The following is a 19,357-nucleotide window of genomic DNA, read 5'->3' on the forward strand; positions in this document are numbered from 1 at the left end:
CGTGCGGCGATGAACCAGGAACTCGGGATCCGCGATTTCATGCCGGGCTTCGAGGCCGCCCCGGAGGGCATCGCCCGGGCCGGCGAGCCCTTGCCCGCCGGCATGGAGGTGGCGTCCGAGGCCGAGGTGATCGAGGCGCTGAAGAGCGTGTACGATCCCGAGATCCCGGTGAACATCTACGATCTCGGGCTGATCTACGGCCTCGATATCTTCGACGACGGCAGCGTCAAGGTCGACATGACCCTGACCGCACCGGCCTGCCCGGTGGCCGGCGAGATGCCGGGCATGGTCGCCAGGGCGGTCGCCGGGGTGCCGGGCGTCGGCGAGGTCGAGGTCCAGCTGGTGTGGGAACCGCAGTGGACTCCGGAGCGGATGAGCGAAGAGGCTCGACTGCTTCTGGACATGTTCTAAGGTAGTGCCCACGTAATCGACGAACGCTTGATGACGGAAGGTAGGAGCATGTTCCAGCCGACCAAGGCACCGATCACGCTGACCGAGGCCGCCGCCGCGCGGGTGCGCGAGCTGGTGGCGAAGTCCGGCGAGGAGGGCGTTCTCGGCCTGCGCGTCGGCGTCAAGAACACCGGCTGCTCCGGGCTCAGCTACATCGTCGAGTACGCCAAGGAGCGCAAGAAGTTCGAGGACGTGGTCGAGGACAAGGGGGTCACCCTGTTCATCGACCCGACCGCCGTGATGTTCATCCTCGGCGCCGAGATGGATTACAAGGAGGACAAGATGTTCTCCGGGTTCGTCTTCAACAACCCGAACGAGACCGGCCGCTGCGGCTGCGGCGAGAGCTTCAGCGTCGCCGCCGCTAAGGGCTGAGGCGCCGGCTCGTAGATCCCGCCCTTTTGGTTCCCGTCCGTCGCTTCCTGTTGGGTTCCCGTCCGTCGCCTCGTGGGTTCCGGATCGGCCGCGCCGGCGCGCGTCCGTCCGGAATGACGTTGGGGTGGGGAAGCGCGCCGGCCGTTGCGGCCGGCTGCTGCAGAGGGAACGGTCGCATCATTCTTGTCGTCATTCCGGAATGACGTTGGGGTGGGGAAGCGCGCCGGCCGTTGCGGTCGGCTGCTGCAGAGGGAACGGTCGCATCATTCTTGTCGTCATTCCGGACCGGATCGCCGCAGGCGAAACGGAGCCGGAACCCATGACGCGACGGTCGCCGGAAGCGAAGCCCCGGGCCCGGCCGATGGCGTGCCGGGCCCGGGGCTTTTCGTGTCAGACGTTGGACGGCTTCAGCGGGCCGGTCGGGTGGGAACCGGCCGTGCGGCCGTCGACGGCCGAACGGGCCCCGCCGAACAGCCGCTTCAGGCCGCGGCCGGCGTCGCGCAGCATCTCGCCGGCGGCCTGCGCCCGCATGAAGCGGCCGCGCTGGATGTGGAGCTCGACCAGCTCCGAGCTGAGCTCGATGTGCGCGGCGTCGACGTCGGCGTACAGGCGTTCGATGTCGGCGCGGCTGGCCGGGCGGGCGGTGATGGATCGCATGGAAGACCTCCGAGGTTGCTGGATGTCTTCCTCCCCGAGCGGGGTCTTCGTGCCCCTGCAGCGCAAACTATGTTGCGTTGCACAATTCTCATTTAGCGTCCAATCACCCCCAGTTCAAGTCTAATGATGCTCCAAAAAGGGTCAGATTCGGATAACTAAATAACCCGACCTCTTAGCGGGCGTGCAGGGCCAGCGCCTTGGCGGCCGCCGGGCGCTGCCAGACCGCCGCCTGCATGCGGTCGACGCCCGGGCAGGCCGGCTTGAACGCCTTCTTGTCGGGATGCCAGAGCGCCAGCATGGCGATGTAGATGTCGGCCGCGGTGCAGCGTTCGCCGGTCAGGAACGGCCGGCCGTCGGCGAACGCCGTCTCGACCGCCTTCCAGGCCTCGTTCAGGGCGGTCAGCGCCAGGTCCTGCACCGCTTCGTCGTCGCCGTCGCGGACCCGGTGATAGTCCGGGTGGTAGAAGCGGATGTAGCACGGGTACAGGGTGGCGGCGCCGTATACCAGCCACTGCAGGTAGAACGCGCGGTCGGCGTCGTTCGGCGCCGGCGCCAGCCGGCTCTCGGGCGCCAGGTCGGCGAGGTAGGCGACGATCGCCGCCGACTCGATCATCACCCGGCCGTCGCGCAGCTTCAGCGCCGGGATCAGGCCGAGCGGATGCACGTCGCGCTTGTAGGCCTCCGACCTGTGCTCGCCGGCGTCGGCGTCCACCTTGACCGTCGTATAGGGCAGGCCGGTCTCCTCGAGCAGCGCCATCGGCGCCAGCGAACCGGAGCTCGGCTTCCAGTACAAGGTGTGCATGCGTGCCTCCGCGACTGCCGTCTCTGTTTTTCGGGGTGCGTTCCGCACCGTTCCCGCTCAGTATCTCCCCGACCCTCCCGGCGCGCCAACACCGGATCGCGGCGCGCCGACACCCGACCACGCCAGTGAAGGACCCCGTCGATGTACGCCGGAATGACCGCGACCCGCCCCGCCGCCGACCGTTCGGCCGCCAGCAACCGCCGCATCGACCTGCGAAGCGACACGGTGACGCAGCCGACCGCGGCGATGCGCGAGGCGATGGCCCGCGCCGAGGTCGGCGACGACGTCTATGGCGAGGACCCGTCGATCATCGCGCTGGAGGCCAAGGTGGCGGCGATGATGGGCAAGGAGGCGGCGCTCTACGTCTCCTCCGGCACCCAGAGCAACCTGCTCGGGGTGCTGTCGCACTGCCAGCGTGGCGAGGAGTACCTGATCGGCGACGTCTACCACGTCTACAAGTCCGAGGCGCTCGGCACCTCGGTGCTCGGCGGCGTCGCATCCTACCCGCTGAAGACCGACGCGACCGGCGGCCTCGACCCGGCCCAGGTGCATGCCGGGGTCAAGCCGGACGACCCGCACAGCCCGATCACCCGGCTGCTGTGCCTGGAGAACACGGTGTCCGGCCGGGTGCAGGCGCCGGAGCGGATCGCGGCGCTGGCCGCGGCGGCGCGCGAGCACGGCCTGAACGTGCACCTGGACGGCGCCCGGCTGATGAACGCCTGCGTTAAGCTCGGCAAGACCGCGCAGGAGCTGGCGGCTCCGTTCGACACCGTGTCGCTGTGCCTGTCCAAGGGCCTGGGCGCGCCGGTCGGCTCGGTGCTGAGCGGCCCGGCCGACGTCATCAAGCGGGCTCGCCGGCTGCGCAAGATGGTCGGCGGCGGCATGCGCCAGGCCGGCATCCTGGCGGCCGCCGGATTGCACGCCCTGGAGCACCACGTCGAGCGGCTGGCCGAGGACCACGCCAACGCCCGCCGGCTGGCCGAGGGGCTGGCGGGGTTCGAGCGGATTTCAGTCGACCTGGACGCGGTCGAGACCAACATGCTGTTCGTCCAGCCGCACCCGGACGACTTCGACGCGCTGCGAGCCCACATGGCGGCGCGCGGCATCGTGCTGGCCGGCCAGAAGCCGCGGATCCGCGTGGTGACCCACCTCGACGTGACGGCCGAAGACGTCGACCGGGTGCTGGAGGCGGTCGCGGACTTCTACAAGGGGAAGTGACCGGCGCGCTGACCGGTCGATCCGGGGGCGGATGCGCGGCATGCCGGTCTGGCTGAGCGCACTGGGCGCGGCGCTGCTGATGCAGACGTCGGCGGCGTTCCTGACCCGGGTGTTCCCGGTCATGGGGCCGGCGCTGACCGACGCGGTCGGCGTAGCGCCGGAGCGGATCGGCATCCTGGCCTCGGTCACCTCGTTCGGGACCATGGTCTACCTGATCGCCGGCGGCGACCTGCTGCCGCGCCTGGGCGCGGTGCGGACCCTGCAGGTCGGGGTGTGCATCGGCACCGCCGGCCTGCTGGCGGCGTTGCTCGGGGCATGGGAGGCGCTGATTTTCGCCGCCTTCCTGATCGGGGTCGGCTATGGGCCGTCGCCGCCGGCCGGCAGCGACATCCTCAACCGGCATGCGCCGCCGGGCCGCCGGTCGCTGGTGTTCTCGATCAAGCAGTCCGGCGTGCCGCTCGGCGGCGCGGTCGCCGGGGTGCTGATGCCGGCGCTGCTGGTGTGGGCCGACTGGCGGACCGCCTGCGCGATCGCCGCGGCCGCCGCGCTGGCGACCATCGCGTTCGTGCAGCCGGTCCGTGCGGCCATCGACGCCGAGCGCGACCGTCACCATCCGCTGCGGCTGTCCGAGGCGCTGCGGCCGCGCAGCCTGCTGCGGCCGTTCCGGGCGGTCGCCGAGGGGCCGGTGATGCTCGCGACGACCTATGCCGGCTTCTGCTTCGCCCTGGTGCAGGGCTGCCTGTTCGCGTTCTACGTCACCTTCCTGGCGACCGGCCTCGGGCTGTCGCTGCCGCTCGCCGGCCTCGCCTTCGCGGTCATGCAGGGGGTCGGCGTGGTCGGGCGGGTGGCGGTCGGCTGGATCGCCGACAGCGTCGGCTCGGCGCGCGCCACCCTGGTGGCCCTGGCGGTCGCCTCCTCGGCCGCGACCCTGGCGGTCGCCGGCATGTCCGACGGCTGGCCGGTCTGGGCGATCGTCGGCCTGGCCGGCGTCTCCGGCTTCGCGAGTGCCAGCTGGAACGGCGTGTACCTGTCGGAGATCGCCGCGGCGGCACCGGCCGGCATGGTCGGGCACGCGACCGCCGGCTCCACCTTCCTGACCTTCATCGGCTACGTGGTCGGCCCGGTGGTGTTCGGGGCGGCGGTCACGGCCGCCGGTGGCTACCAGGCGGCGTTCGCGGTGACCGCGGCGGCACCGCTGACCGGGGCCGCCAGCCTGCTGTACGCGATGCGGCGAACCCGCGAGACGTGACGCCCCGGCACGGGCGTGTGCACGCGGCCCGCATGGTCGGCGGCTGCGTCATGGCCTATTAACCATGGCGAACTTCGAAGCAGGGAGACCGACCATGACGACCGACTCTGGGATCCGCACCACCGCCGGGCGCGGGCGGCTGTTCGACAGCGTGCTCGACACCGTCGGCGACACCCCGGCGATCCGGATCAACAACATCGGGGTCGACGGCGTCACGCTGTACGTGAAGGCCGAGTTCTTCAACCCGGCCGCCTCGGTCAAGGACCGGCTGGCCCTGAACATCATCGAGGCGGCCGAGCGCAGCGGTGCGCTGAAGCCCGGGCAGACCGTGGTCGAGGCGACCAGCGGCAACACCGGCATCGGGCTGGCCATGGTGTGCGCCCAGAAGGGCTACCCGCTGGTGGTCACCATGGTCGAGACCTTCTCGGTCGAGCGCCGCAAGCTGATGCGGATGCTGGGTGCGAAGGTGGTGCTGACGCCGAAGGCCGAGAAGGGCTACGGCATGTACCGCAAGGCGGTCGAGCTGGCCGAGGCCAACGGCTGGTTCCTGGCCCACCAGTTCGAGACCGACGCCAACGCCGACATCCACGAGGCCACCACCGGCCGCGAGATCGTCAACGACTTCGCCGGCAAGCGGCTCGACTGGTTCGTCAGCGGCTACGGCACCGGCGGCACCGTCACCGGCGTCGCCCGGGTGCTGCGGCGCGAGCGGCCGGAGACGAAGATCGTGCTGACCGAGCCCGCCAACGCCCAGCTGATCGGCAGCGGCAAGGGCCAGGACCGGGCCGCCGACCGCTCGCCGGCGGTCAGCCACCCGGCGTTCGAGCCGCACCCGATCCAGGGCTGGACCCCGGACTTCATCCCCTACGTCCTGCAGGAGGCGATCGACGAGCACCTGTACGACGAGCTGGTCCCGGTCGCCGGCGCCGACGGCATCAAGTGGGCGAAGGCGCTGGCCCAGAAGGAGGGCATCTTCACCGGCATCTCCGGCGGCTCGACCTTCGCGGTCGCCCGCCAGGTCGCCGAGCGCGCCGAGAAGGGCTCGGTGATCCTGTGCATGCTGCCGGACACCGGCGAGCGCTACCTGTCGACCCCGCTGTTCGACGGCATCGAGGCGGAGATGGACGCCGACGAACTGGCGCTGATGCGCTCGACGCCAGGGTACCAGATGCCGGCGTAACGGCCCGGGCACACGCGGCGACGGGCGCCCCCTGCGGGCGCCCGTTTGCTTTTTTGCGGGCGGATCACCCATCCGCGGGATGCCGAGCCGGCGTGATGGTCGATACAAAAATGCGGGGGTGCTGCGGGAAACGAACCGTAACCGGAGGACCGACCGATGAAGGCTCGGAGATATGCACCGCATAAGCGCGCGAGCAGGATTCCGTGGTGGCCGGTGGTCCTGGCCGTCGCAGCGGCCGGGGCCCTGGCGACGTTGCTGGGCGCCGTTTCGCCGGCGGGGGCCGACGAGATCCGCGATCGAGCCCGCCGCCTGATCCTCGACAGCTTCGTGGTCGACGGCAACCTCAGCCCGGCGACCTGGCAGGTGAATCCGGACTGTGGCGCCGGCGACGCCCTGGGATGCTGGGACAACGTCTCGGTTCCCACCTTCACCGTGATCCGCGACCGGATGGGCGTCGACCTGCTGTCGACCAGCGGCAACATCCGGACCAGTGCCCAGCGCCGGGTCAAGCGTGTCCTGACGTCGAACGACATCGACGAGGCGCGCTGGGCCAACCATGTCGGGGTGATCCGCTACATCCAGAAGCCCGGCGCGGTCGATATCGCCGGGGTCGCCAACCCGCTCGGCAACACCGCCCTGCTGGCCCGCAACCGGGCCCAGGCCTGGTTCGACGACGGCATCCGGATCGTCCAGCTGGCCTACAACGCCAACGAGAACGCCCGGCTGGTCACCGCGGCGTTCGACAGCCGCTACGGCGGTGGTTCCAACCAGGACGCCGGGGTCCGGATCAACGGCACCGGGAACTGCGGCGGGGCCGGGGCACCGCCCTGCGTACCGCTGACGCCGCTCGGCCGGCAGCTGGTCGACGCCATGCTCGACCGCTTCATGATCGTCGACCTGTCGCATGTCGGCCGGGCGACGGCCCTGGAGGTCGCCCGGATCGCCAAGGACCGGAACCGCCCGGTGATCGCCAACCACGCCAACGCCCGGGCGGTCTATGCCGATACGGTCAGCCGCAACCACGACGACGACGTGATCTGCGCGATCGCCAGGACCGGCGGGGTCGTCGGGGTCACGCCGATCCGCTTCATGCTGTCGAACTCGCCGCTGAACACCGGCGGCAAGTGGGCGAACCGCGAGCTGCTGGTCGACCACATCAACCACATCGCCCGCGATGTCGACTGCCGCGACGATGCCGGCCGGCGGATCCGCATGATCGAGCACGTGGCGGTCGCGTCCGACTCCTACGTGAACGGCATGCCGACCCCGAGCACCTGGCTGAACGTGCGCGGCTTCAACGACCGCGACCGCTGGATGGATCTGGCGGAGCTGATGATCCGCCGGCACGGCTACTCGGACTCCGATATCCGGCGGGTGTTCGGCGCCAACCTGATGCGGGTGTACCGGGCGGCGCTGCCCGGCCTGACCCGGCCGGTGCTGCCGCTGGATGCCGGCAACGTCGAGCCGGCGCTGCCGCGGGCCCCGCGGATCACCTGGTCGCCCCCGCAGGCCCAGCGGGTCGCGCCGGCGACCGCCTACTACGTCTACCTCTACCGTCGCGACGCTGCCGGCAACCGGGTCTTCATGACGGTCCTGCCGGCCGCCAACCAGACCCAGGCACAGTTGCCGCGGCTGCGGGCCAACGGCCGCTACAGTCTGTTCGTTCGGGCGACCAACGGGGCGCAGCGGGTCAACTCGACCTGGTTCGACTTCCGGGTCCGGGGATAGCGGTCCGGCGCTCCGGAACACCGGTCCCGCGGACCGGGGGGCGCGGGCCACGGGTAGCCTCGCACCGCGGAACTCCCTATATCAACGGTTCCGCGTCCCTCCGGAGTTCCCATGGCCCCGCCGCCGTCCCGCACCGCCCCGCCCGGCCAGCAGGCGCCGGGCGACCTGAACACGCTGAGGACCCTGGCGCCGTATCTGTGGCCGCAGGGCGAGCCGGTGATGCGGGTCCGGGTGGTGATCGCGCTGTCGATGCTGGCGATGGCCAAGGTCGCCACGGTCTACGTGCCGATCCTCTACAAGCAGGCGGTCGACCTGGTGTCGGGCGGGCCGGGGTTCGCGGCGTCGGCGCTGATCGCCCTGGTGATCGCCTACGGCCTGGTCCGGGTCGCCCAGCAGGCGTTCGCCGAGTTGCGCGAGTTCTTCTTCGCCCGGGTCGCCCAGCGGGCGATCCGCAAGGTCGCGCTGAAGACCTTCCGGCACCTGCACGCGCTGTCGCTGCGGTTCCACCTGGACCGCCAGACCGGCGGCCTGTCGCGCGCCATCGAGCGCGGCACCAAGGGCATCGAGTTCCTGCTGAACTTCATGCTGTTCAACATCCTGCCGACCATGCTCGAGATCGTGCTGGTCTGCGGCATCCTCTGGTACCTGTTCGACGTCTGGTACGCGCTGGTCACCTTCGTGACCATCGCCGGCTACATCGCCTTCACCATGTCGGTCACCGAGTGGCGGCTGAAGCACCGCCGCGAGATGAACGCCCAGGACCAGAAGGCCAACACCCGGGCGATCGACAGCCTGCTGAACTACGAGACCGTCAAGTATTTCGGCAACGAGGAGCACGAGGCCCGGCGCTACGATTCCAGCCTGGAGCGCTACGAGGACGCCGCGGTCCGCTCGCGCACCTCGCTGTCGCTGCTGAACATCGGGCAGGGGGCGATCATCGCGGTCGGCCTGACCGGCATCATGACCATGGCCGGGCTCGGCGTGCAGGCCGGCACCATGACCACCGGCGACTTCGTGCTGGTCAACACCTACCTGATGCAGCTCTACCTGCCGCTCAACTTCCTCGGCTTCGTGTACCGCGAGATCAAGCAGTCGCTGGCCGACATGGAGGCGATGTTCCGCCTGCTCGGCGAGAGCCGGGAGATTGCCGACGCGCCGGACGCGCCGGCGCTGCCGGCCGGACCGGGCCGGGTCGAGTTCGACGACGTGCGCTTCGCCTACCGGGAGGACCGGCAGATCCTCAAGGGCGTGTCGTTCGCGGTGGAGCCGGGCGAGACGGTGGCGATCGTCGGCCCGAGCGGGGCCGGCAAGTCGACCATCTCGCGGCTGCTGTTCCGGTTCTACGACGCCACCGGCGGGGCGGTCAGGATCGACGGCACCGACATCCGCGAGGTCACCCAGGCCAGCGTGCGCGCCGCCCTCGGCATCGTCCCGCAGGACACCGTGCTGTTCAACGACACGATCTTCTACAACATCGCCTACGGGAAGCCCGGGGCCGGCCCGGCCGAGGTCGAGGCGGCCGCCCGCCACGCCCGCATCCACGACTTCGTCATGGGCCTGCCGGACGGCTACCAGACCATGGTCGGCGAGCGCGGGCTGAAGCTGTCGGGCGGCGAGAAGCAGCGGGTCGCCATCGCCCGCACCATCCTCAAGGACCCGCGGATCTTCCTGTTCGACGAGGCGACCTCGGCGCTCGACAGCCACACCGAGAAGGCGATCCAGCGCAGCCTGCGCGAGGTGTCGCGCGACCGCACCACCCTGGTGATCGCGCACCGGCTCTCGACTGTGGTCGACGCCGACCAGATCCTGGTGCTGGAGGCCGGCCGGATCGTCGAGCGCGGCTCCTACGCCGAACTGATGGCGCGCGACGGGGTGTTCGCCGCGATGTGGCGCCGCCAGCAGGAGATCGGCGCCGAGAACGACGAGCGCGGCCCGACCGCCGAGGCGCTGGCGCTGTCGGCGGGGTAGGGGGAACCCGTCGCCCCGTGGGTCCCGGATCGACCGCGCCGGGGTGGCGCGTCCGTCCTGGATGACGTCAGAATGGAATCGACGGCAGTTCCACCCTTCCTGCCGTCATCCCGGACGGGGCGATCGCGTCAGCGAGCGAACCGATCCGGGACCCACGCAGCGACGCGCGACAGTGTTGCGGCCAAGGGGGCTTGCCGCCGCCGTCCGGCTGGTGTCGAGTCGGCCCCGACCAACCAAGCGCCCACAGGGGAGAAATCGTCATGAAGATCGGATTCGTCGGCCTCGGGATCATGGGCAAGCCGATGGCGATCAACCTGATCAACGGCGGCCATGAGCTGCACGTCTACAGCCTCTCCGGCGTGCCGGAGGAGGTCGTGAAGGCGGGCGCCATTGTCGAGGCCGACAGCACCGCGGTCGCGGCGGCGAGCGAGATCGTCATCCTCATGGTACCGGACACCCCGCATGTCGAGGCCGCGCTGTTCGGCGAGGGCGGCGTCGCCAGCGGCCTGAAGAAGGGCTCGGTGGTGATCGACATGAGCTCGATCTCGCCGATCGCCACCAAGGAGTTCGCCAAGAGGATCAACGACCTCGGCTGCGACTACCTGGACGCGCCGGTGTCGGGCGGCGAGGTCGGCGCCCAGCAGGCGACCCTGACCATCATGGTCGGCGGGCCGCAGGCGGCGTTCGACCGGGCCAGGCCGCTGTTCGAGCTGATGGGCAAGAACATCACCCTGGTCGGCGGCAACGGCGACGGCCAGACCTGCAAGGTCGCCAACCAGATCATCGTCGGGCTGACCATCGAGGCGGTCGGCGAGGCGCTGCTGTTCGCCTCCAAGGCGGGTGCCGACCCGGCCAAGGTGCGCGACGCGCTGATGGGCGGCTTCGCCTCGTCGCGGATCCTGGAGCTGCACGGCAAGCGCATGATCGATCGCAACTTCGACCCGGGCTTCCGGATCGAGCTGCACCAGAAGGACCTCGGCCTGGCGCTGTCCGGGGCGCGGGCGCTCGGCATGAGCCTGCCGAACACCGCGACCACCCAGGAGCTGATGAACGCCATGGCGGCGCGCGGCGGCTCCAAGAAGGACCACTCGGCCCTGGTGCAGGCGCTGGAGCTGATGGCCGACCACCAGATCGGCCAGCCGAAGAAGTAGGTGGCGGCGCGCATCGTCCTGCTGAACGGCGCCGGCAGCGCCGGCAAGTCGTCGATTGCCCGCGCCCTGCAGGCGATCGCGGCGACGCCGCTGCTGCACATGCAGATGGACGCGTTCCTGGAGATGCTGCCGGCGGCAACGACCCGATCGTCGACGGCGTGATGCTGGGGGACGAGATGGCGGAGCACGCAAGGTCGGGGTGTTCGCGCCGGGCCGGCCTGCGACTTGGAGCTCAACAGCGCGGCGCTGACGGCGGAGTGCGGGTCGCGGATCAGGGAAAGGGTCGTTCTATAGATGACGCACCGACGTTGCACTCGCTGACGCGAGCGGCAACGCGGCAACTCCCGGTAGCGTGATTTCTCGGGGACAACGTTGGTCACCGTCGTTTCGCGTGGACCGTCCCGTCCTTAATTTCGATCCGCTGGTGGTCGTGAACTTCGGGAGGCAACTCGCCATGGTGTATGAGCAGCACGGCAGTGTGCTCTCTTGCCATCAACCGGCAAACTTCGTCGAACATGAGCCGTGAGGCTTCCCGGTCCACCATGGTGAAGGGTTCGTCCAGTATCAAGAATGTCGGCGCTGCCAGCAGTGCGGCCACCAGATTGACGCGCTGACATTCGCCGCCCGACAGATCGAGAGGACGTGATTCCAGGAGCAGCTTCGATAGACGCAGTCGATCGAGAAGGGCGTCGAGATCGTCCGCCGAGCGTTGCCCGCCCAACGTCGACGGACGCGTCTGTTGCGCGATCCGTGGATTCAACACGACGCGCCGGAGCCACTCACCGACCGTCATCAGCGGGTCGATCGCGGCGAAGGGATCCTGAAACAGGTACTGAATCGTTCGTGGCTTTGGCCGGCGGCCGAGCCCATAGCGTATCTGTCCCCGCGTGGGTTGGAGCAGACCTGCACACATCATCGCGAGCGTGCTCTTGCCACTCCCGGACGACCCCGAGAGCACGTTCCACGACCCTGGCGAGACCGCCATCGAGGCGTCGGTGAAAACCGGTTTGGACTCGCGATTCCAGGAAAACGCGCAGCGCTTGAGTTCCAGAAGGGGTGCATCCATTCAGGGCTGTCTCCTCATCTCACCAGATCAACACGGGAGCCGTCCCGTACGACGGTCAGCCGATCCGCACAGAACGCCTCGATCGCCTGATCGTGCGACACGATCAGCAACGGTATGCGCCGCAGCACCGGCGCGTTGAGGGTCGAGAGAACAGCGCTTCGGGACTTCGGATCGAGCCCAACCGTGGGCTCATCGAGAATCAGGACCTCCGGTCGGGCGGCGATCGCCAGCGCAATGGCAAAGCGTTGCGCCATGCCTCCGCTGAGTTGATGCGCCTGGAGGCCGACAAGGCTATCCGCATCCAGGCCGAGCGACCCGAAGACGTCTCGTGCCCTGGCCGGTATGGCATCCCGGCCGCTCCAGGCTGAAACCCGGTTGAACAGGTCAATGCATCGGATCGCGGTCGGAAGCGCAGAGGCCGGAGACTGCGGAATGTAGACGATCCGCGGCCTTTGCCACTCGCCTTCAGGCTGGTCTCGCGCGGAGAAAATCGCCGCGTGTCCATCGCAGGTTATGGTGAGGGGAAGCAGTCCGGCGAACGCTCGGCACAGCAGCGATTTTCCCGAGCCCGACGCCCCACTGAGCCACAAGGGGGGAGTGACCAGATACGAGGCGTCTTCGAACTGAAGCAGCGGCTTTCCTCGCGCACGGAGGGAAAACCGGTCGGATTCCAATTTCAGCACCTGGACGCTACTCCAACATCTGCCCCTCGCGCCGGATCAGATATTGTCCGATCACGAACAGCAAGATCGACGCTAGGATGGTGACCACCGCCGCTGGTGCCCAAGTCCACGCGTAAGGAATCCCAAGACGGATGGCATCGGTTATGATGTTGCCCAGGGTAGGCGTGCTCAGTGGTTCGGAGAATCCAAGGAATTCGAGCCCGATCTGGACGGAAATCAACTCCGCGTAGACGACGAAGAGAACGCCCAGAATTCCGGTGCTGGCGTTGGGCAGCCCGTGATCGCGGAGAGCCGAGAACCGCGAGTGCCCGAACAGGATCGCATTCAGGATGTACGGCCGAAATCGCTGCGCGCCGACCTGCGCACGGCTCACCCGCCAGACCGGGACCCAGAAATACAGCACCAGCAAGATCGGGAGCGGCACGCTTACCGACACGAACAGCAGCGCTGCTACGATCGAGGGAAAGCTGCGGATCGCATCGGCCAGGATCTGAATTGCATCGTCCACGGGGGCGCGCAGGTTGGCCACAGACACCAGGCCCAGAAAGACGCCGATCACGGCGGCTCCCGACAACGCCAGGGTCGCCCAGGCGAGCGACCGCAGAGAGCCGATCGCTGTTGTGGCAAGGACGCTGCGACCGAGACGATCGGTGCCGAGGAGGTACGATGCTCCCGGCGCGTCCAGGGGGCGGCCCGACATGGCGACATCGGTAAGGGACAGAAGGGCCGTCATCGCTGCGGCAGCCAGCAGGACTGCGCTCAACAGGCCGACGGCGTAGGCAGTTGGCGGCTTCATCGCGGCAATCGCCAAAGGGCGAAGCATGTCAGTTCAGCCTACGGTCCATCCAGCGCGCGGCGGCCTCGACCGTCGTCTGGAGGGTCAGGAAGCACCAGGCAAGCATCAAGCTGCCAAACGTAACGATCGCCAGGTCGCCACTCAAGCACGCGCGAAAAAAAGGTATGGCAAAACCCTCCAATCCGAAGACGTACTCGGCAAACGCAAGCACGGTCAACGCTCCGGTGGCAGCATTCGCCGTCGCCGCCAACGCGGTCGGCCAAGCCCCGCGCATCAGGATTCCGGTCACCGCGTCTGGCGGTGCGTGCAGGAACAGCAGGAATTCCGCCTGCCGAGTCCGGTTGCGGCGGAAATCGAGGCGTTCCATCAGCGGCAAGCCGACGATCGCCGCGGTCATGACGGACGCCCACAGAACCGCTACGGCTTCATAAAGCGTCGGGTTGGTGGAGGGCGGTGCGGAAAAGCTGTCCGTCAGGAAGCTTAGAATCAGAATCAAGCTGACGAAGCCCGGCGCACCGGCGACCACCATGAGAAAAGATCTCACGCCCCTTACGTCCCGCGATACGACGTATGAGGAGACCATCGCAGCGGCCGCAAGCCCGAGGCCCAAGGCGACGAACAGTCGCGCCAACGTGCGTCCCATCGCCGGGCCGAGGACGTCCCAGACCGGCTGCCCCCAAATGACGGATGCGCCAAAGTCCCCCTGGATCTGAGCCAGAGCAACCTGGGCAAACCGCTCGAGGATCGGTCGGTCCAGGCCATACCGCATTCTCAGATCTTCGACGGCCGAGGGGTCGGCTGCCGGTCCCAGGACCGCTCTCGCAGGATCGACAGGCAAGACGGCGAAAGCCAAGAACACGAGCGTGTAGACCAAAGCGCCCGAGAGCAGCAACCGAAGGACAAGGCCGCCCACAAATCTCAACTCGCCGCGCTCCGGTCGTTCGATCTTACAGCAAAGTCTAGTTCTTTTCCGTGTCTGGCGCGGATGTCACCTGCCTCGTCGCCTTATTCGTCTGGGCATTCGCGGTGTCGATGAGGGCATACTTCAGCCTGTTCATACTGTCTTGGGAAATGACGCCTCCGCCAAAAACCTCCTGCTGCCACTCCCGGCGAGAAACATATTTGTCTGGTGCGGTACCTTTGCGAGCGACATCAACCGTGACGAATGCATCCAAAAGAGCGCGCTTAATCCACTCGTCATCGACCTGACACCCATTCTTCCCCTGCAACAAAAATTCGAAAAACCGCGCAAACGCGATTTTACATGCTTGTCGAACCGTTCGAATGCTGTCATAGAAGACTCTCTCTCTACGAGATGCGAGACCATATCCTTCGTAGATTTTTCCTAAACTAAGCATTTCTGAGCTTTTGAAGGTCACCATTCCGTTGCTCAGGCCGACTTTTCCGGTGAGAGACGAGGGTATACAAACATCAATTACGACCGGACCCTCGTTATCTTCGTGGTTTTCGGTGTCGATCCCCATTCCAGGGTTGCTTTTGGATTTCGTTAGAACATATTCAACACGTGAGTATTCGCCGATATATTCGACCATGACATTTGCAAGCGCAATCGTCAGTACGGATGGACTCAACTTATCTTGTGACGCATATTTTTCGTCATCGTCCAACAACATAGAGCGAATGACTGCCGCTTTTCGCGATGTCGGCTTGCTAAGGGCATGGAGTGATTCACGGATCCCACGACCATTCGTGACATGCTCTAGGCCGATCGCCAACATGAAGTTCAAGACCAGAGCACGCGCGTACGCAGTTCTGTCATCCTTATCCAATGTAGGAGAAGAGAGTGGTGATTTTATCGACAGTTGTGTGGTAATGCGACTCCAAATATCTGGCGGAAGCTCCGAAATTTTTCGTTCAGATGTAAACGCTCCAGCGACAACCCAGTTAACGTCTTTGACCGGCAGTTCCGATTTTCCTTCAATGGGTATGTATTTTCCGGCTTCCCAAACCCTGAGTAACTCGGAGTAAGGTGCATTCGGCTCGTCGCCTTTGGCGAATTTATCGAACTCATCAAGGAAGAGGGTTCCGCCTGCCACTCGCTCCAGCAGGCCCGGCTCGTGGCGACCATGCTGCATTATTTCACCATAGAGGAGACGGCGGAATTCCTGCAATTGCATGCCCGCAACCGACCGTGTTTCGAATTTTTCTGGCTTGTCATCTTTTGGCTGTAGCCGTTTCGAGCCGTAGTGCAATGCGCTCGCAAATCCTTCCTTTCCGGATCCGGGCTCTCCTTGAATGAAAACGATCTTTGAATTGGGAAGCCCCATTGCGAGTTCGAGTGCCATCATGTTTTCGCGAACGATCTCAGAGACGGTCGCTGTCATGCCGTCGGCTGCAATTCCAGCCATATTGATCGACCATGAGGCGCGTTTTTCGGGGCGTGGAAAGCGTGGCAGATCGAAGACGGCCGAATACTCGGCACGGGGATGGCGACGGTAGGTCGTATCCATCCGAACCAACAGTTCTTTGCCGGGTGAGTCGGGATCCGGATCGATTTCCAGTTTAAGTAGAGAAATTGCGTGATCAATGAAGCCAGCATTCCTCCAGTACGGAAAGTCTTTATGTAGCTCGCCTAAGTCCTTCTCGATTTTGTAATCCTTGGAAAGCGTGTGTTTGAGTGATTCGTAGAGGGACTTGATAGGTTCGGCGTCAATCGCATCGGGGGAGATCCGCTCTTCGTCGAACGTAGCACATGTTAGGGGAGTTTCGCGTGTGTGTATAACATCATATGAGACAAATAGACTACTCTCGACGACCAAATACTGAATTGAAACATTAAAGTTGTCGAAAATGGCATCCGATTCTAATAAATTCGCAACAAGAGACTGCAGAAAGGGGGGGGGCGGAATGTTGTGCTCCTCTCCGCCCTTGGTTACCTCGGCGCGGTCAAAACCATATCGCCATTTAATGCTGTCGGGTGCGATCGTAAATAAAGCAAACATAGTGCATTGAAATCGATTGCGGACTTTGTCGGAAATTGTATCCACCCCATTCGTCAAAGCGCCTTTCCCCTTTGCCATTACACCCCCGCGAAGTCCGTGCCATCTTCATTACCTCAGCCAATTGGCGGCTGAAATTTCATCCTGGCATAAACCGGAAGTCCTGCGCTACGGGGAATTTCAACCGCCCGGCGTGAGGCGTAGTAACGAGGAGGCTTCATCACCCAGACGGTCGGGCTTTGCTGCAACAGGGCGGCCAGTGCTTGGTCGAGGGCGGATTCGGCCGCGGTGTCGGAAAGGGCTGCAGTGTACCGGGTGAAGGCGGCTTCGAATGTATCGTTGGAAAACCGCATTACGTTTGGTACCGGAGCAGCATCCGCACGATACATCCAAAGATATTGCTCCGGCGACGGTATATAGGGTCCATAGTAGGCGAGAGCCATCTGGTAGTCGCCATTGATGACGACAGGGAAGAAGTCGGCGCGGCCATAAATCGCGGTGACCGTCAGGCCGATCTCGCTCCACTGCGGAACGAGCAGTTCGGCGATGATCCGCGCCTCGTCGACGGGCTCCACCAGCAGGTCGATCCGCCGCAGCTCCTTGGGTACCGTGTCGACCAGCGAGCGGGCGACGGCTCGGTCGAATGGCAACTGGAACCGCTCGGTCGGACGGGTCGGAACGGGGCCGGCAAATGGGGTTCCGCCGTCGAGTGTCCTGACCAGGATATCGCGATCGATTCCGAGGTTGAGGGCACGGCCAAGCGTCGCGCCGTGCGGCGTGCTGAAGGGGGGCTTCTGTTGGTTGAGCGCGATCAGCCGAAGCTCTGTGTGGTCATACTCTCTGATGCGGTAGAGCGTGCCGGCTTGGCCGTTCATGGCCGGATACGCCGTCGCGTTGAATTCGGCGTAGTCGATTCCGCCGGATTTGAGCTCCGCGGCGCCAAGCGCCTCACTCGGGACGGAGCGTACGACGATCTCGGATGGCGCGTCCGGCGAGAGCTTCTGCCAGTGTCCCTCAAATCGACGGAGTGTGATTCGCTGTGCCGTCCGGTCCCATGCTGTGAGGGCATAAGCCCCCGTTCCTGCGGGAGTGTCGCCCTCGTCCGGCGTCCCTTCCGGCACGATGCTGAGATACGACGCCGCTAGCCGGTCCGGAAGAAAACTGAACGATCTCGAGAGTTGGAACTCGACCGTATCGCCGTCAATGCGGATGCCGCGGATCGAATTGGCACGCCCCTCGAGAAAATCCGAGACGCCTTCGACGACGTCGACAAGAAGCGTGCGCGCGTAGCCGGGAAGCCGGACCGCGCGATGGATCGAGAATACGACATCGGATGGGCCGAGTGTTCGACCAGCGCCGTAGCCAGAATCGTGGAAACGGACTCCGGATCGGATCGCAAAGCGCCACTTGTCGCGGCGGTCGTTGCTCTCCCAGCGCTCGGCGAGCCGCGGTTCCAGATCCCCTGCTTCCGACAGTTGGACCAGCCGGTCATAGATGTTCCAGACAATGCTGATCGGCGATTCTGTGGCCGCCTGGGAGGGCTCCAGCGTGTTGATCTCGCTCCTGCTGATCAGGCCGATACGGAACGGCTGGTCGGTCGGGCTCCCCGGTTTGAATGCCAAGTACAAGGCACCAGCGGTGATGGCCGCGGAGCCGGTGATCAGCAGATTCCGTCGCGTGATCATTAATCAGCTATCGAGCATCGCTGTTCGCGGGTGAAGCGGCGCAACGGCGCGCGTGCAGAAGGGATCGATGGCCCCGCGCTGGAAGTATGTGCCCGAGAGGCGGTCGCCGGCGTTGCAGATTCCGAGATCCGGGCAGCTGTCACATGCGGCGGGAATGGCCTGGAACTTCGCGTACACGGGCCGCGAACCGTCTGCGAGTTGCTCGAGCACGCCGGTGAGCGGTTCGCGCGATAGATCTGCGATCGCATGGTCCGCCGCCGCATCGCCGAGGGTCAGATGATTGCAGCCGAGAAAGACCAGGCCGTCGTTCGAGATGCGGGCGCTGACCTGCGGCACCTGCGAGAGATTGAACAGGATGACGGTCACGCTCCCGAAGCGGACGACCGGAAGGCCGGTCATTGTATCGAAATCTTCCGGTGTGCTCTGTATGCCCAACGCGCGCGAGACCTGTGGCCATTGATGCGCATAGTTTGCCGTCAAGAGCACCCTCGATGGACAACCTGATGTAGAAAGACCGGAAATCAGGTCGATCAAGTCCGCAGGTTGCAGGAGCATCGGATCGTCAGGTGGTCCGTAATACAGAGAGGTGGCGAGCACGACTCGTCCATCCGCTCCACAACGCTCGACAATTTCCTTCGCCAGGCTGACAAGCGTGTCCGTCTGACGTTTGCCGTTGTCGAGACGACCGTGAATCGCCGTTGCGATCAGGCCAATCCGTCGATCGGTCCTTGTGAGAATCGCTCCGATCCGATCCCACGTCCTGTCGTATGTGCCTTCGCCGCGCATCCAATCATGCGCCGCTCTTGTGCCATCCACGGAGATGTCGAAAAGGTCGATGAGATCTGCCAACTCATCGATCAGTTGATCATTCAAAAGAAGGCCGTTGGTCATGAGAATGTTCAGTGTGTCCGGCGAGCGCACGCCTCTGGCGACTTCGACGAGTTTCCGGCGGTAGATCGTAGGTTCCTTTCCGGCGAGCGTGATCCAGAGGGGTCTGTAGACTGTCTGCACCGTGCTCATCACCTGGTCCAAGACGCGCTCGTTCGGCATCGGTGTCCGCGACTTGGGGCGATGGTAGATGCAGTGTCGACACGTCAATTGACAGGTTTCGCCGATCTCGACAGCCAAGTACCGGCGACCGGGACCTTCGGTGTTGGACCCGGTCACGCTCTCTCCGACTGGCGCGAACGAACCGAAAGACGATGCGCCCATGTAGTTCGTCATACGGGCTAGCCTGCGCATGGCCGTCCTCTGCTTTGCTGTTCGCCGCTATTCATGCACGGCCTGACGATACTGTTCCAGCAGTGAAATCCCGCTGGACGCTTCGCGCAGCATCGCATGGGCGAATGTCTCACGCGGCGCTGTGTGCAATTTTAACATGGGGATCGTACC

18 protein-coding genes are annotated in these 19,357 nt (G+C 65.5%); 9 read left to right on the forward strand and 9 right to left on the reverse strand.

Annotated features, from left to right (window positions below; all coding sequences use genetic code 11):
• The first annotated feature begins 9 nt into the window (after window positions 1-9).
• Window positions 10-411, forward strand: coding sequence for an SUF system Fe-S cluster assembly protein (locus IE246_RS20620; protein ID WP_189993178.1), 402 nt, complete (start codon window positions 10-12; stop codon window positions 409-411).
• 48 nt (window positions 412-459) lie between these two features.
• On the forward strand, window positions 460-822 hold the full coding sequence (locus IE246_RS20625) for a HesB/IscA family protein (RefSeq protein WP_189993180.1): 363 nt from the start codon (window positions 460-462) through the stop codon (window positions 820-822).
• 390 nt (window positions 823-1,212) lie between these two features.
• Here IE246_RS20625 and IE246_RS20630 read toward each other — a convergent pair whose 3' ends face one another.
• Together IE246_RS20630 and IE246_RS20635 are read right to left on the reverse strand one after the other, a co-directional pair.
• Complete coding sequence (locus IE246_RS20630; RefSeq protein ID WP_189993182.1) at window positions 1,213-1,479, reverse strand: RSP_7527 family protein; 267 nt, start codon at window positions 1,477-1,479, stop codon at window positions 1,213-1,215.
• A gap of 172 nt (window positions 1,480-1,651) precedes the next feature.
• Window positions 1,652-2,281 (reverse strand): glutathione S-transferase family protein, encoded by a 630-nt coding sequence (locus IE246_RS20635; RefSeq protein WP_189993184.1) that lies wholly within the window; start codon window positions 2,279-2,281, stop codon window positions 1,652-1,654.
• Window positions 2,282-2,434: 153 nt separating this feature from the next.
• Between IE246_RS20635 and ltaE the strand changes: the two genes are divergently transcribed.
• From ltaE to IE246_RS20670, 7 genes are all read left to right on the forward strand, one after another.
• Window positions 2,435-3,499 carry a low-specificity L-threonine aldolase gene (ltaE, locus tag IE246_RS20640; RefSeq protein ID WP_229837419.1) on the forward strand — a complete coding sequence of 355 codons (1,065 nt, stop codon included), beginning with the start codon at window positions 2,435-2,437 and terminating at the stop codon, window positions 3,497-3,499.
• A 40-nt stretch (window positions 3,500-3,539) separates the two neighbouring features.
• On the forward strand, window positions 3,540-4,748 hold the full coding sequence (locus tag IE246_RS20645; RefSeq protein WP_189993187.1) for an MFS transporter: 1,209 nt from the start codon (window positions 3,540-3,542) through the stop codon (window positions 4,746-4,748).
• A gap of 94 nt (window positions 4,749-4,842) precedes the next feature.
• Window positions 4,843-5,928, forward strand: coding sequence for a cysteine synthase A (gene cysK / locus IE246_RS20650; RefSeq protein WP_189993189.1), 1,086 nt, complete (start codon window positions 4,843-4,845; stop codon window positions 5,926-5,928).
• 156 nt (window positions 5,929-6,084) lie between these two features.
• On the forward strand, window positions 6,085-7,656 hold the full coding sequence (locus tag IE246_RS20655; RefSeq protein WP_189993191.1) for a membrane dipeptidase: 1,572 nt from the start codon (window positions 6,085-6,087) through the stop codon (window positions 7,654-7,656).
• A 111-nt stretch (window positions 7,657-7,767) separates the two neighbouring features.
• The gene (locus IE246_RS20660) at window positions 7,768-9,624 is read left to right on the forward strand and encodes an ABCB family ABC transporter ATP-binding protein/permease (RefSeq protein WP_189993193.1); all 1,857 of its coding nucleotides are present in this window, start codon (window positions 7,768-7,770) and stop codon (window positions 9,622-9,624) included.
• Between the two features lie 260 nt (window positions 9,625-9,884).
• A complete protein-coding gene (gene glxR / locus IE246_RS20665) occupies window positions 9,885-10,775 on the forward strand; it encodes a 2-hydroxy-3-oxopropionate reductase (RefSeq protein WP_189993195.1) in 891 nt (296 codons plus the stop codon).
• Window positions 10,776-10,937, forward strand: a complete 162-nt coding sequence (locus IE246_RS20670; RefSeq protein WP_229837420.1) for a phosphotransferase-like protein — start codon at window positions 10,776-10,778, stop codon at window positions 10,935-10,937.
• A 214-nt stretch (window positions 10,938-11,151) separates the two neighbouring features.
• Here the strand turns inward: IE246_RS20670 and IE246_RS20675 are convergent, their stop codons facing one another.
• Genes IE246_RS20675 through IE246_RS20705 form a run of 7 tightly spaced genes read right to left on the reverse strand, consistent with a single transcriptional unit; the run spans window position 11,152 to window position 19,189 of the window.
• The gene (locus IE246_RS20675) at window positions 11,152-11,841 is read right to left on the reverse strand and encodes an ATP-binding cassette domain-containing protein (RefSeq protein WP_189993198.1); all 690 of its coding nucleotides are present in this window, start codon (window positions 11,839-11,841) and stop codon (window positions 11,152-11,154) included.
• A gap of 14 nt (window positions 11,842-11,855) precedes the next feature.
• Window positions 11,856-12,524 carry an ATP-binding cassette domain-containing protein gene (locus IE246_RS20680; RefSeq protein WP_189993200.1) on the reverse strand — a complete coding sequence of 223 codons (669 nt, stop codon included), beginning with the start codon at window positions 12,522-12,524 and terminating at the stop codon, window positions 11,856-11,858.
• Between the two features lie 7 nt (window positions 12,525-12,531).
• Entirely contained in the window at window positions 12,532-13,347 is an 816-nt protein-coding gene (locus IE246_RS20685; protein WP_189993202.1) for an ABC transporter permease subunit, read from the reverse strand.
• Between the two features lies 1 nt (window position 13,348).
• Window positions 13,349-14,233 carry an ABC transporter permease family protein gene (locus IE246_RS20690; RefSeq protein WP_268245289.1) on the reverse strand — a complete coding sequence of 295 codons (885 nt, stop codon included), beginning with the start codon at window positions 14,231-14,233 and terminating at the stop codon, window positions 13,349-13,351.
• A 46-nt stretch (window positions 14,234-14,279) separates the two neighbouring features.
• Window positions 14,280-16,361 carry a sigma 54-interacting transcriptional regulator gene (locus tag IE246_RS20695; RefSeq protein ID WP_189993206.1) on the reverse strand — a complete coding sequence of 694 codons (2,082 nt, stop codon included), beginning with the start codon at window positions 16,359-16,361 and terminating at the stop codon, window positions 14,280-14,282.
• 35 nt (window positions 16,362-16,396) lie between these two features.
• Window positions 16,397-17,965, reverse strand: coding sequence for an ABC transporter substrate-binding protein (locus IE246_RS20700; protein ID WP_189993208.1), 1,569 nt, complete (start codon window positions 17,963-17,965; stop codon window positions 16,397-16,399).
• A 3-nt stretch (window positions 17,966-17,968) separates the two neighbouring features.
• Entirely contained in the window at window positions 17,969-19,189 is a 1,221-nt protein-coding gene (locus IE246_RS20705; protein ID WP_189993209.1) for a radical SAM protein, read from the reverse strand.
• Window positions 19,190-19,357: the final 168 nt, after the last annotated feature.

The sequence above is a fragment of the Thalassobaculum fulvum genome (assembly GCF_014652915.1).
GTDB lineage: Bacteria > Pseudomonadota > Alphaproteobacteria > Thalassobaculales > Thalassobaculaceae > Thalassobaculum_A > Thalassobaculum_A fulvum.

Bases quoted from the DNA above. Each gene is read 5' to 3' on its own strand.
- IE246_RS20620 (WP_189993178.1), top strand. From the start codon at position 10: ATGAACCAGGAACTCGGGATCCGCGATTTCATGCCGGGCTTCGAGGCC.
- IE246_RS20625 (WP_189993180.1), top strand. From the start codon at position 460: ATGTTCCAGCCGACCAAGGCACCGATCACGCTGACCGAGGCCGCCGCC.
- IE246_RS20630 (WP_189993182.1), bottom strand. From the start codon at position 1,479: ATGCGATCCATCACCGCCCGCCCGGCCAGCCGCGCCGACATCGAACGC.
- IE246_RS20635 (WP_189993184.1), bottom strand. From the start codon at position 2,281: ATGCACACCTTGTACTGGAAGCCGAGCTCCGGTTCGCTGGCGCCGATG.
- ltaE (WP_229837419.1), top strand. From the start codon at position 2,435: ATGACCGCGACCCGCCCCGCCGCCGACCGTTCGGCCGCCAGCAACCGC.
- IE246_RS20645 (WP_189993187.1), top strand. From the start codon at position 3,540: ATGCCGGTCTGGCTGAGCGCACTGGGCGCGGCGCTGCTGATGCAGACG.
- cysK (WP_189993189.1), top strand. From the start codon at position 4,843: ATGACGACCGACTCTGGGATCCGCACCACCGCCGGGCGCGGGCGGCTG.
- IE246_RS20655 (WP_189993191.1), top strand. From the start codon at position 6,085: ATGAAGGCTCGGAGATATGCACCGCATAAGCGCGCGAGCAGGATTCCG.
- IE246_RS20660 (WP_189993193.1), top strand. From the start codon at position 7,768: ATGGCCCCGCCGCCGTCCCGCACCGCCCCGCCCGGCCAGCAGGCGCCG.
- glxR (WP_189993195.1), top strand. From the start codon at position 9,885: ATGAAGATCGGATTCGTCGGCCTCGGGATCATGGGCAAGCCGATGGCG.
- IE246_RS20675 (WP_189993198.1), bottom strand. From the start codon at position 11,841: ATGGATGCACCCCTTCTGGAACTCAAGCGCTGCGCGTTTTCCTGGAAT.
- IE246_RS20685 (WP_189993202.1), bottom strand. From the start codon at position 13,347: ATGCTTCGCCCTTTGGCGATTGCCGCGATGAAGCCGCCAACTGCCTAC.
- IE246_RS20695 (WP_189993206.1), bottom strand. From the start codon at position 16,361: ATGGCAAAGGGGAAAGGCGCTTTGACGAATGGGGTGGATACAATTTCC.
- IE246_RS20700 (WP_189993208.1), bottom strand. From the start codon at position 17,965: ATGATCACGCGACGGAATCTGCTGATCACCGGCTCCGCGGCCATCACC.
- IE246_RS20705 (WP_189993209.1), bottom strand. From the start codon at position 19,189: ATGACGAACTACATGGGCGCATCGTCTTTCGGTTCGTTCGCGCCAGTC.